Here is a 12,899-nt window from a genome sequence, read left to right as displayed (position 1 = left end):
TCCTTTCTCCTTTCCTCATCTTCATTCATTGACTGTTTTGGTTATTAGGAACCTGGTTGTTGGGAATTGGCTGAGTTGGAAAAGAAGGCTGAAAAATCGTGTTTTCTGTTCTATTAGCAGGTATAAAAGTAGGTAAATAGTTACTGACGTAATTGCTGGCATCAATACAGGTATTTATAGCTTGGGTGGGGGCTAAATTGTCGATTTGCAATCGCAAACCCACAACGCATTGAGCATAGCGCCTTGGTAACAAACTCAAACCGCAATTACTTAAAATTGTTCTGTTCAATAACTGTTTATCGAGAACTTGGTTTCCTGCTTCAGTATTTTTGCTGATACCAACTACACACGCGCCTACATCTTCAGGACGCCATGCTCGTATGCAGGTAGATAGTGCTTCCACTGCTGCTATTTCTGTCTCATCTTCAATTTCAGCAACACAAGAGGACAAATCTCTGGGACGCAATGCCCTTGCACAGACGCTTGCTGCTGCTTCCGCAGTGATGCCTGCCCTCAGGAGTCGAGAAGCACAAGCCCTATAATCACCTGTGGTGACAGCGATCGCATTTGTACCAGGTAAAAAAGTCATTCCTAACCATCCCATCACAACAAATGCTGGTGCGGCTATCCCAGCACTAAATCTTTGTTTAGTTTTTCGCATATTTTTGTATAAATAGTTACTTTTTTTCGGGAAAGGCATTTCCGTTCTACTCCAATCACGCAAAGTAATGCTATCTCATCTTCAAAGGTTGTTCTCACCTATTTTGGCAAGAAGTCTTGGATAGGGACAAGGAGGACAAGGAAGATTGGGAAGTGTGGGAAGTGTGGGAAGTGTAGGGAGAATAAATATTAACTTTTGACCAATGACCAATGACAAATTGACGATTGACCATTGACTAATCCCTGATCACCAATCATGGCTAATTGCTTGTATAATATCTTGTGGAGTTAGCGAAAATGTCTTGGCTGCTGGCATTTAGCGCTACCTTAGAGGCTTGAAACTCAAGCAGTGACTAACGGTAAGTCGCGCGATCGCAACTAAAAGCTTGAAAAAACAAGTACAGTACGGCGAGACACGCCGAAACTGACTCTGGAGCAATCAGAGTAAAAGCTTGGAAACAGAAGCAACTTCATGTAAATCAGTAAACAGTAATCAATACCTGATAACTGATAACTGTTAACTGAATAACTGTTAAATCGTGTGTTCTGGGAACCAAGAATCTCTAGCACTTTTGGGCAGGGAATGTCAAAATGATATGTCTGGGTAACAGTTGAAATTAGGATTAGATTAGGAAGCTCATGTCCCGATACAGAGGACCACGACTAAGAATTACACGTCGCCTGGGTGAATTGCCAGGACTAACTCGTAAAAGCGCCAGACGCTCTTATCCTCCCGGTCAACACGGTCAGAACCGTAAGAAGCGCTCTGAGTACGCTATCCGTCTTGAAGAAAAGCAAAAACTCCGCTTCAACTACGGTTTGACAGAAAAGCAACTGCTACGGTACGTACGGAAAGCCAGACGTGTAACTGGTTCTACCGGACAAGTGCTACTGCAATTGCTAGAAATGCGCTTGGATAATACGGTTTTCCGCCTGGGTATGGCTCCCACTATCCCAGCAGCACGACAATTGGTAAACCACGGCCATGTCACAGTCAACGGTCGCGTTGTGAATATTCCCAGTTACCAGTGCCGTCCGGGAGAAGTTATTGCTGTTAGAAATAGAGAAGCATCCCGGAAGCTAGTGGAAGCTAACTTACAATATCCCGGTTTAGCTAACCTTCCCAGTCATCTTGAATTTGACAAAAACAAGATGGAAGGTAAAGTCAACAGTGTCATTGAACGTGAATGGGTGGCGCTAAGTATTAACGAACTGCTTGTGGTTGAGTACTACTCACGACAAGCGTAGATCGTGATTTGTCATTTGTCCTTAGTCATTTGTCCTTAGTTCAGTTGCAAATGACTAATGACTCATGACTATCCACCTATTTGCGACATGGTACGAGTGTACGCACCTGTTGTGCCTGAATCACGCAACTTAAAGTTGATTTCTGGCTTAATGGCTAGTAATTCTCTTAGCTGTTGCCGAAGTTCAGCTGTACTAACCCCAGTTCGTAGGGCTGTTTTTAAATCTATTTGCCCAGTTTCATTTAATAAACACGGACGCAACCAACCATCGGCAGAAAGACGCATCCGATTACAACGATCGCAAAAACACTCAGACATCTGACTGATAAAACCCAGCGTCCCCTTTGCTCCCGGAATTTGAAATATATCGGCTGGGCCACTACCACAAACTTGCGCTTCTGTCAATCCCCACCGTTCGCGGATGCGTTGCCTGAGTTCCGCAGAAGATATCCAACCGCGATCACCAAATAATGACCTATTACCAATCGGCATAAACTCGATAAAGCGGACATGCCATTGTTTGTCAATAGTCAATGCTGCCAAATCCAAGACTTCTTGATCGTTAACATCAGGGATAACCACAATATTTAGTTTCAAGGGGTCAAATCCGACACTGTAAGCAGCTTGAATCCCATTCCACACATCTTGCCAACGAGAACGACCGCGATTACCAATAATTTGGTCAAAAACCTTAGGGTCGAGAGAATCTAAGCTAATATTAATCCGCCGTAAACCAGCATTGTAGAGACTTTGCGCCATCGGAGCGAGTAAAAAGCCGTTGGTTGTCATTGAGAGGTCTTGCGTTTCCCGAAGAGAAGCGATCGCCCTCACCAACTCCACCACACGTGGACGTAACAAAGGTTCTCCCCCTGTCAAACGAAACCGGGTAAATCCTATGGGTATAAAAACTTCTTGAATGAGGGTGAGCAATTCCTCATCAGTCAATAAATTTTGCTTGAGGATATAGTCTAGTTCTGCTCCCTCTGGCATACAGTATTGACAGCGGAAATTACAGCGATCGATTAAACTAATCCGGAGGTAATCTACCTGGTTCATGATTTAATAGAGTTATCTGATTGTCTCTATAAATAAAGACTTGACTTTGTCAAGATAAAATTTCTAGTTATTTTCTAAATTTTACTGACTTTCTTTTAAGCTGTCTTGAAAATAGGCGTGGGGGATAAGGCGTAGGAATGAGGATTGGCAAAATAAATCAGGGCTGTAAGGGTTATAAGTGAACGTAATAGCCAAGTTTGGTAGATAATCGATAACAGAGGTTTGTGATTAACGATTGAGAGCGACATGGAGCAAAATAATTAGCATCCAAGTCTTGGAATGGTTCTGGTTTAGACACAAGATGATAGACAGCATGTAAAATACGATGGGCGATCGCGAAATTCTTACCCCTTACCTCCTGTAAAAGTCACACTTTGAATAAAATATCGGTTGAAAAAGGCATAAATAGCTAAAGCTGGCAAAGTAAACACCATTGAAGCTGCCATGATGTAGTTCCAGTAGCTAATATATTGACCTTTAAAAGAATTCAACCCCAAAGGCAAGGTAAACATTTCTGGATCGAACAGTATCACTATGGGCAGCAAAAAATTATTCCAACTGCCCATAAACACAAAAACTGCCTGCGCTGCCAATGCTGGTTTTGCCAAAGGTAAAACAATACGCCAAAAAATGCCCAAAGGAGTTAAACCGTCAAGTGCAGCAGCTTCCTCTAGTTCTTTAGGAAAGTTAACAAAAAACTGCCGCATCATAAAAATGAAAGTGGCATTCACCATACTAGGGACGATCATACCTTGGTAGGAATTCAGCCAGCCAAACGCTTTTAAGATCAAAAATGTTGGAATCAGAGTAATTTGTGCTGGCACTGCTAGTACTGCCAAAATCAGTAAGAACCAAAAATGTCTACCCCAAAACCGCAATCTTGCCAAAGCATAACCAGCCATTGAGTTAAACAATAAGTTTAAAACAGTGACGCAAACCGCAATCACTACACTGTTGAACAACCAGCGCAGAAATAGGGGTTCTTGCAGAAAAATTTGCTTATAGTTGTCAAAAGTAAAGTTTTTAGGCAAAAAATTAGCTTCGCCACTGACTATTTCCGAGAGGGGTTTAAAGGATGCCGAAAGCGCCCACAAAAACGGGATGAGGGTAATGATAGCGTACAGTGTCAACAGGACATACAGCAGTCCCTTCCCTATTGCTACAGATTTCATTTCTCTTTCTTGATCCCCAATCCCTATTTTCAAAACACAAAAACTACTTCTAACTTAATTATTGCCCAGACAAAGCCAAGCGTAACTGTTTGCAAGTTGCTTCTATCGCATCTATGCTACCTGCATTCACGAGTCCGTGATAGTCAAAAATATAAACACGGTTGTTTTTGATAGCTTGTAATTGCTGCCAAAAAGCTTCTTTTTGCCAAGACTCTAAAAGTTCTGTTCGAGACTGAGGTTGAGGAGTATTAACTAAAATTAATACTTCTGGGTTTTCCTGTAGAATTTTTTCCGGAGAAAGAGTTACATAACCTCGGAATTGACTTTGTCCTTGTAAGTCTGCTGTGACATTTTTGGCTTGAAATTTTGTGAGCAAATCACCAGCCCAACTATTTTTATTCGGTGACAAAATTGGTTTAACACTCACTAACACCAAAGTTGAATATTGCTGAGCAGGCTTATTTTCTAAAAACGATTGGTAACGGTTTAACAAAGGTTGTGGATCAGCAGCAATTGATTGAGCAAGAGTTTTAGTTAGTTGTTGTAAAGCTTCCCAACTATTAAGATTATAAGTATAAGTAGCAATTCCTAGCTGTTGTAACTTTCCCATTTCTTGCACATAAAAACCAGTTGGAGCAACAACTAAATCTGGTTTGAGTGCAATAACTTTTTCTAAATTTAGTGGTGTTCTTCCCTCATTGATACGGGGGATATTTTGCAATCTGCTATTTTTATTAAACAGGCTACTGCCAGTCATGCCTACTAATTTAGATTGATCAAGTTGGGAAATAATATCAGCCGCAATTGCAGAAAGAGCAACAACTCTTTTGGCTGAATTTTTCGGCACTACTTGAGCAGGAGTAGAAATAGATTGTTGAGGCTGTTGATTAATATTTGTGGCACATGCAACTAAATTACCAATCAAGAATAATTGTAAACAGAATAATATCCAAGAGCGACACATTTTAAATTTCCTTATAGTCAATGAGAAGTTGATTTAATAAACCGCAAAGACGCAAAGCACGCGAAGGTCAGAAAAAGAGGAAGAAAATATTTTGTTCAAAAACTATTTAGAAAGACTGTATGTATGAGTTGGATTTTCCACGAATTACTTCCGCATTTTTACTGCTGCCTTCTTCAATAAGCGGTTGATGCTAATGGACAAATTTGTAACCCAACAGGTGTTTCGATAACTGCAATCTGTACACCTAAAACTTGAGCTAAATAGGCAGGTTTAAGAACAAATTCTGGTGTCCCAATAGTAAATATCTGTCCTTGGTACAGTAGGGCAATTCGAGAACTGTATCTGGCTGCTAAGTTAACATCATGTAAAACAGTTACTATAGTTAATTCTTGCTGTTGATTAAGTTTTTTAAGTAGCTCTAATAATTCTAATTGATAACGAATATCCAAATACGTAGTCGGCTCATCTAACAATAAAATTTGAGGATTTTGTGCCAAAGCTAATGCTAAAAAAGCTCGTTGACGTTCTCCACCAGAGAGTTTTTCGATAGTGCGATCACGAAAATTTTCCATTTGTGTTAGCCGCAAAGCCATCTCTACTTTGCTGCGATCTTCCCTATTTAATTCCCATTGCCACCACGCTTGATGGGATGTACGTCCTAAACTAACTAACTGTTCCACTGTTAAACCAGTCGGAATTGTTTGCTGTTGTGGTAAAAAAGCTAATTTTTGTGCCACCACTGTACTAGGTTGTGTGTGAATTGCCTTACCATCTAGCAACACAGTCCCCTGTTGTGGTTTTATGAGGCGACTGAGGAGTTTTAGCAGTGTAGTTTTCCCTGAACCATTAGCACCTACTAAACTTAACCATTCTCCTTTCGCAATAGTAATGTTGATATCTTTAACTATTTGTTGATTTGCATAACCGCCAGTAAGATTGTGAATTTCTACAGGCATAACATTGATTTTGGATTTTGATTATTGAATGAAAGAAGGCTTTCATCTTATGAGTACAACATTTCACGAATTCATAGCAAATTTTCTATAAAAAAACTCTGCGAACCCACCGAAGCTTTGAGCGGAGGTTTCCTCCGATCAAACTTCTCTCTGCGCTACCTCCGCGCCCCTCTGCGTTTAAAGCCGCTATCATTTTACGCAAACCTGCACTCTTTAAATGCTTGTTTGGCGGCCATAAAGCAACCAAATAAATAGAGGTGAACCCAACAAAGCAGTAACTGCACCTACTGGTAACTCTACAGCTGCTGAGCGAGAAACTACATCGGCAAGGGTGAGGACAAAAGCACCGCCAACAGCACTAAGTGGCAAAACAGCACGATAATCTGCACCTACAAGTAAACGGATGCCATGCGGTACAATCAAGCCGACAAAGCCAATTAATCCGCCGATACTCACCGCACCCGCAGCTAATAACGAAGCGATACCACCAATCAAAATCCGCGATCGCACCAGGGAAACTCCCAACCCCACTGCCAATTCGTCACCCAAATTCAACAAATTTAAGGTACGAGCTAGCAAACATCCTAATAGCAAAGATACGCAAATATAAATTCCCCCAGTTTTGACCTCACTCCATCCCCGTCCATTCAAGCTACCAATTAACCAATTCAATGCTGCTTGCACTTGCCCATCTTCAGCCATTAGTAACAATACCGATTGAATCGCACCAAATAAAGAACTGACTGCCACTCCACCCAAAATTAATCTTTCAACTGAAATACCATCACCTCTACGAGCTAAAAAATAAATAACGATAGTTGTGAATAAGCCTCCAATCCAAGCCGCCAGGGGAACCCACGCCTGTAATACCCCAAAGCTAAACATTGCCACAGCAACTAAACCTGCACCTGCTGAGATACCAAGGAGAAACGGATCAGCTAAACCGTTACGCAACATTCCCTGTAACAATGCGCCTGCTGTACCCAAAGCTGCGCCCACAAGCATTGCTGCCAAAGTTCTTGGTAGCCGTAAATCCCATAGAATTGTTTGGTAAAGTGGATCTCCTTGGCGCCAAATTGCTCTCCATAACTGGATTGGCGTTATTGGTACAGCCCCCAATGATAAAGAAATTCCAATCATCACTACCAACGCAGCACACAAGAGTAAAGTTGCCACTACTAGCCGGTTTCTCTCGATGATTTTTTGTAGAAACATTAGTATTTGGTTGTTTGTGGTTATCTGTTTCTAAGTAGAAGGCAGATGGCAGAAGGAGAAAGACTGAACTTATCTAGTTTATGGGCATAAGCATTTTACATTTAATTATGTCCACCTAATTAGCCGCTGTTTATCTTCAAAAAACCTAATGTAATGGTCATGGTTTGCAAAGACATTTTCACTGAGGTTTTTACGGTCAATATCGATGTCTTCATCATAACTTTATACATTTTAATGTCAGTATGAAGATGAAATCAAAATCATAATTGCTTGATAAATAAATCTAAAATATACAGCTTTAATGGTGTAAAAATAGCTTAGTTTTGATTTTTATCTAATACTAATGTACTTGTGAACCATGCGTTCAATCAGGTGTTTTGCACGTTTGATAAAGACATCTGCATTAATTGCATTTTGGAAGCAATTATATTTTTTTATTTTGCCAACAATATAGCTACACAGCCATACCACAGTAGCAGGGTTAAACATGCTTTTCAATCGAGAAAACGCGAAAAAAAAACAGAAGAATAAAATTAACTTATTTCAGTTAAAACTTAGGAACAATCTGCGTCTATCTACAATTCAAACCGAGATACTTGCAGGTGCAACAGTAGCACTAGCACTGATTCCAGAATCTTTGGCTTTTGCTGCGATCGCCAAAGTTAATCCAATGGTAGCTCTGTATACATCTTTTTGTATGGCAGTGGTCATTTCCTTAGTAGGAGGACGCCCAGCCATGATTTCAGCAGCAACTGGATCAATGGCGTTACTCATGACAACATTAGTTGCAAAGCATGGAGTAGAATACCTATTTGCTACCACCATTCTGACAGGAATTATTCAATTTTTGATTGGGGTTTTTAAGTTAGAAAGATTCTTTAGTTTTATTCCCCAATCTGCTATTTCTGGATTTGTCAATGCTTTGGGAATTTTGATTTTTATCGCTCAGTTAAGCCTATTTGCCGGAGAACCTTGGCAGATGTATGTCATGGTAGCTGTCACACTGGCGATGGTCTACTTATTTCCACGTATTACTAAGAGCATACCATCACCACTGATAGCAATTATCACTATGACTCTTGTAGCGATCGCAATGGATTTGGATATTCGCAGAGTCGGAGACATAGGAGAAATTACGCGCAACTTACCTGTGTTACATGTGCCTCAGGTTAGCTTCTCCATAGAAACACTCCTGATTATCCTACCTTACTCACTAACATTAGCGATCGTCGGTCTTTTAGAATCATTGTTAACAGCCGCATTAGTCGATGATCTCACTGAGACTCGCACCTCCAAAAACCGAGAAACAAAAGGTCAGGGAATAGCTAATGTAATTACTGGCTTCATGGGTGGTATGGCGGGCTGTGGCATGGTAGGACAATCTATTATCAATCACCGATGTGGTGCCAAAGGTCGTTTGTCTACCTTCGTTTCTGGCGCATTTTTACTGTTTTCTATCTTTGTCCTGCGGGATATTGTCCAGCAAATTCCTATGGCTGCATTGGTTGGTGTCATGATAATGGTATCTTTTGAAACCTTTGATTGGAATTCCCTCAAGATATTACGGAAGACACCACTACCAGAGGCATTAGTAATGCCTTTTACAGTCATAGTTTCACTTACAACACACGACTTAGCTCAAGGAGTTCTAGCAGGCGTAATTCTAAATTTACTAATATTTGGTTGGCAAGCAGCCCAAGTTAGGGCTACAGCAACTATTGCTCGCGATGAGCATAAAGTGTATTATATTCACGGTCAATTGTTCTTTGGTTCCGCGAACCACTTTGTAGAGTTATTTGACTATGCTAGAGATACAGACAAAGTTGTCATAGATTTTCATCGTTCCCATGTATGGGATCAAGCCGCAGCAAATGCGATCGCCAAAGTAATAAGCAAATATCATCGCCTTGGTAAGCATGTCACCATAGTTGGGCTAAACCAGGAAAGCCACAATAATGTTTGCAAATCTGGAGTTCCAGAAGATTTAGTCAATTTTGGATCAAGTTCTAGTCAAGTAGCTTGATTGGGGATCGGGGATTGGGCATTGGTTATTTCCCACGTCAGAGCATCCCCACGTCTTTCTGCTCCCTTGTCCCCCAGTCCCCAATCTCCGATCCTCTAGATTTAGCTAGCTAACAAAGTTTTTTCCAGAGGCATCCAACGGAAGGCGCGATCGCCACCTCGTTCGATTACGACTTTGACCCGTGGTTCTAGCTTGGGCAAGTTCGCTAAGTACTCGATTTCTTGATCCGAAAGAATATGCCCTTCAATTATCCACAATACCAACCCTTTGGACTTTGGTGGTAACTGCTCTAACTGATAGTTAACGATTGGTGGCACATAATATACGTAACCAACTGCCGCCCCGCTACCAGTACTTTTTTTGCCAAGGTGCGGAGGTCGAACTCCATGTACACCTGTCAGATAAGCAGCTAGATCACCTAGTCCTCTAGCAGTGATATCAAGAGTGATATAGCCTGCTGCACGTAGTCGGCGTCTATAGCGACCTTCAAAACCTCCTTCTAGAGGTACGTATACGCCAAGAGCGCCATTTTTTTCTAGATCGCGAATTAAAGTGTTACCAGTGGTAATTAGTGCCATAGGTTTTTGTCTTGTCCGACTTAGATATCTCTATTATTTACTTTTAGTTATGAAATTACGTTAAACGATTATCTTATCGATAGGATAAAGCAAATAGCATAATTTTCTAGAATGTAATACCAAAATTAGGGGACAGAGAATAGGGGATTGAGGATTGGGAGGACAAGGAAGATAAGGGAGACAGCCAACACGAGGAAGATGGAGAATATTTTTGAGATTCTCCCTTGTTTGGTACTCACCGCCTCACCGCATCCGGTATGTCTGTCTTCACCCGTCAATTTTGGGTTGCTCAACTACTAGCTTGATCGTAGGTTTAGATAACCTAGTTGGCAAATACCCAAAAGCGATCGCACTTTTTAAGATTCCTTTTCTTGAATTTAGGCAAAAAAGTGGTTTGATTAGGCGATCGCTTTGTTTTTCGTCTTCCTAATTCTCATTTCTCTAAAAAAGTTAATAGACAAAAGTAAATATTTGATCTATATTTTTAGATCGTGACCAAATTCTAGGATACCCCTTCATTGTCATTACTAGCTACAATTTAGTGTTTAAAACTAATAGCTCAATTCTCAACAGAATTAGCTGGCTAGAATAGACAAGAGACTGGTAAACTATAAAAGCTTTCAGGTCAAGGTAAAAGAGTAGAGTCAAAAACTCGAACTCACCCCAGTCAGTAAAACCGGTTCACTCTTGTAATAGAGCCAAAGACAGGCAAAACCTTAAAGATTATAGTTTAAGGTAATTGGAGGGGTAGAAACTGAGCAGTGATGTTGGTTTGTAGCATGGCGTAAGTCTCAGTTACAAGGATACTGGGTAGCTTGCTGCCTAAGTCCTGCTACAAGCAAGTAAAGTGCCAGAGCAATTGCTTAGATAGAAGCATTGTTGCACAAAGCTCCAAAGCCTTGTATTGAACCCAAACAATATACTTTCCCTAGTGGAAAGGTATTTTGGTTGTTCTAATCACATCTGAGTGAAAGCAAACGGATTCACGTAATTAGTATGGATGCTTGGTAAAAGACCGGGGAAGTTGGAGCCGCCATACCTAAGCCGCTCCTGACTTCAATAGGCGCCGCTCACCAGCGGAGAGTAGCCGCAACAGCTACTGTACCAGTGTCCTGAAGAATCCAATTTCCCAAGAAAAAAGTAGAAAGGAGAGCCAGTAACTGTGTCTGTAGGTATTATCGGCACCAAACTGGGCATGACCCAAATCTTTGACGATGCAGGAGTAGCCATTCCTGTGACTGTCGTTCAGGCGGGACCATGTACAGTGACTCAAGTTAAAACAAAACAGACCGACGGTTACTCCGCCATCCAAGTAGGCTATGGCGAAGTAAAGCCAAAAGCGCTAAACAAACCCTTATTAGGTCATCTAGCGAAATCCTCTGCCCCAGCATTACGTCATTTAAAAGAGTATCGCCTCGATAACTCTGGTGATTATGCCTTGGGTCAAGAGATTAAAGCGGATATATTTAGTGCAGGTCAACAAGTAGATGTTATAGGTACAAGCATCGGTCGTGGTTTTGCAGGTAACCAAAAACGCAATAACTTCGGTCGTGGGCCTATGTCGCACGGTTCCAAAAACCATAGAGCGCCTGGTTCCACTGGTGCTGGTACAACGCCCGGTCGTGTTTACCCAGGTAAGCGGGCCCCAGGTCGTTTAGGAGGTAGCCGCACCACAGTTCGGAAATTAACAGTGGTACGAGTAGACTCGGAACGCAACTTATTGCTAATCAAGGGAGCTGTCCCTGGCAAACCCGGGTCATTGCTAAATATTTTGCCTGCCAAGGTAGTTGGTAAGTAATAGTCAATAGTCACATTGGTTATTTGTTGGTAGTTGATCGTTGGTTGTACTTCCAAACAACAAACAACAAACAACAAGCAACATCAAACAGATGACAAAAGACAAATGACAAAGGACATTAACAATGTTTGAATGTGTAGTCAAAAATTGGCAGGGAGAACAAGTCGGGCAAAAAAGCTTTGACTTGCGGGTTGCCAAAGAAGAAACAGCGGCTCATGTTGTGCATAGAGCCTTGGTTAGACAAATGACCAATGCTCGTCATGGAACCGCCAGTACAAAGACTCGCTCTGAAGTCAGAGGAGGCGGTCGCAAACCTTGGCGGCAAAAAGGTACTGGTCGGGCGCGTGCCGGTTCTATTCGTTCCCCACTGTGGCGTGGTGGCGGTGTCATCTTCGGGCCCAAACCCAGAGATTATAACATCAAGATGAACAGCAAAGAGCGGAAGTTAGCATTGCGGACAGCGTTTGCTAGCCGTGTTGATGACTTGATTGTGGTAGAAGAATTTAGCGAACAGCTACAGCGTCCCAAGACCAAAGAATTAGTGTCAGCGATCGCCCGTTGGGGTGCTGACCCGGAAAGCAAGACACTGCTGGTCTTGTCCGAAAAAAACGAAAACGTAATCTTGTCAGCCCGTAACGTTGAGAATCTCAAACTCATCGCTGCTGATCATCTCAACGTTTATGATCTGCTCCACGCGGACAAAATAGTAGTTACCGCATCAGCCCTAGAAAAAATTCAGGAGGTCTACAGTGCCTAACTTCGACCCCCGCAAACTCCCTGACCTAGTGCGTCGCCCAATTGTTACCGAAAAGGCGACCATCCTCATGGAGCAGAATAAATATACATTTGAAGTCTCTCCCAAAGCAACGAAACCAGAAATAAAAGCGGCAATAGAAAGCCTGTTTGACGTCAAAGTGGTACAAGTAAACACCAGCAATCGTCCACGCAAGAAGCGTCGCGTCGGAAGATTTATTGGTTACAAACCCCAATACAAACGAGCCATTGTTACAGTGGCGACTGGGGATGAAGACAAGATCAGACAAGTTCTATTCCCCGAAGTGTAACTAGTGATTGGTTAGTAGTTAGTAGTTAGTGGATAGTAAGGAATACCTTGCGCCCGTAATTCGTTAGGGATGACAACCAAACAACTAACAACTAACAACTAACAACTAACCAATGTACAGACGTGCCATGGCACGTCTCTACAACAACCAACAACTAACAACTAAA

Annotated in this window: 12 protein-coding genes; 5 read left to right on the top strand and 7 right to left on the bottom strand. The window is 41.8% G+C overall.

The window, feature by feature from the left end; all coding sequences use genetic code 11:
• Positions 1-25: 25 nt before the first annotated feature.
• Positions 26-661 carry a hypothetical protein gene (locus UYI_RS0118305; RefSeq protein ID WP_235147967.1) on the bottom strand — a complete coding sequence of 212 codons (636 nt, stop codon included), beginning with the start codon at positions 659-661 and terminating at the stop codon, positions 26-28.
• Positions 662-1,299: 638 nt separating this feature from the next.
• Here UYI_RS0118305 and rpsD point away from each other — a divergent pair.
• Entirely contained in the window at positions 1,300-1,908 is a 609-nt protein-coding gene (gene rpsD / locus UYI_RS0118300) for a 30S ribosomal protein S4 (protein WP_016868098.1), read from the top strand.
• Positions 1,909-1,976: 68 nt separating this feature from the next.
• Here rpsD and moaA read toward each other — a convergent pair whose 3' ends face one another.
• From moaA to UYI_RS0118275, 5 genes are all read right to left on the bottom strand, one after another.
• Entirely contained in the window at positions 1,977-2,963 is a 987-nt protein-coding gene (gene moaA, locus UYI_RS0118295) for a GTP 3',8-cyclase MoaA (RefSeq protein ID WP_016868097.1), read from the bottom strand.
• Positions 2,964-3,307: 344 nt separating this feature from the next.
• Positions 3,308-4,135 carry a carbohydrate ABC transporter permease gene (locus UYI_RS0118290; RefSeq protein ID WP_016868096.1) on the bottom strand — a complete coding sequence of 276 codons (828 nt, stop codon included), beginning with the start codon at positions 4,133-4,135 and terminating at the stop codon, positions 3,308-3,310.
• Between the two features lie 58 nt (positions 4,136-4,193).
• Complete coding sequence (locus tag UYI_RS0118285) at positions 4,194-5,099, bottom strand: ABC transporter substrate-binding protein (protein WP_016868095.1); 906 nt, start codon at positions 5,097-5,099, stop codon at positions 4,194-4,196.
• A gap of 173 nt (positions 5,100-5,272) precedes the next feature.
• A complete protein-coding gene (locus UYI_RS0118280; RefSeq protein ID WP_016868094.1) occupies positions 5,273-6,055 on the bottom strand; it encodes an ABC transporter ATP-binding protein in 783 nt (260 codons plus the stop codon).
• A 213-nt stretch (positions 6,056-6,268) separates the two neighbouring features.
• A complete protein-coding gene (locus UYI_RS0118275; protein ID WP_016868093.1) occupies positions 6,269-7,270 on the bottom strand; it encodes a FecCD family ABC transporter permease in 1,002 nt (333 codons plus the stop codon).
• Between the two features lie 487 nt (positions 7,271-7,757).
• On the opposite strand from UYI_RS0118275, the gene UYI_RS0118265 reads away from it, so the two are divergent.
• A complete protein-coding gene (locus UYI_RS0118265) occupies positions 7,758-9,293 on the top strand; it encodes a SulP family inorganic anion transporter (protein WP_016868092.1) in 1,536 nt (511 codons plus the stop codon).
• 101 nt (positions 9,294-9,394) lie between these two features.
• On the opposite strand, the gene ndhN is transcribed toward UYI_RS0118265, so the two are convergent.
• Positions 9,395-9,871: an NAD(P)H-quinone oxidoreductase subunit N gene (gene ndhN, locus UYI_RS0118260; RefSeq protein WP_016868091.1), complete on the bottom strand. Its 477-nt coding sequence runs from the start codon at positions 9,869-9,871 to the stop codon at positions 9,395-9,397.
• Positions 9,872-11,033: 1,162 nt separating this feature from the next.
• On the opposite strand from ndhN, the gene rplC reads away from it, so the two are divergent.
• From rplC to UYI_RS0118245, 3 genes are all read left to right on the top strand, one after another.
• Positions 11,034-11,669: a 50S ribosomal protein L3 gene (gene rplC, locus UYI_RS0118255; protein ID WP_016868090.1), complete on the top strand. Its 636-nt coding sequence runs from the start codon at positions 11,034-11,036 to the stop codon at positions 11,667-11,669.
• 124 nt (positions 11,670-11,793) lie between these two features.
• Positions 11,794-12,426, top strand: coding sequence for a 50S ribosomal protein L4 (gene rplD, locus UYI_RS0118250; RefSeq protein WP_016868089.1), 633 nt, complete (start codon positions 11,794-11,796; stop codon positions 12,424-12,426).
• Complete coding sequence (locus tag UYI_RS0118245) at positions 12,419-12,733, top strand: 50S ribosomal protein L23 (protein WP_016868088.1); 315 nt, start codon at positions 12,419-12,421, stop codon at positions 12,731-12,733. Before rplD ends, UYI_RS0118245 begins: the two co-directional genes overlap by 8 nt.
• Positions 12,734-12,899 lie beyond the last annotated feature (166 nt).

Origin of the sequence: Fischerella muscicola PCC 7414, assembly GCF_000317205.1 — a bacterium.
Classification (GTDB): Bacteria; Cyanobacteriota; Cyanobacteriia; order Cyanobacteriales; family Nostocaceae; genus Fischerella; species Fischerella muscicola.
The sequence above is the reverse complement of the archived record's forward strand: the minus strand, read 5'-3'. Positions and strand labels throughout refer to the sequence as shown.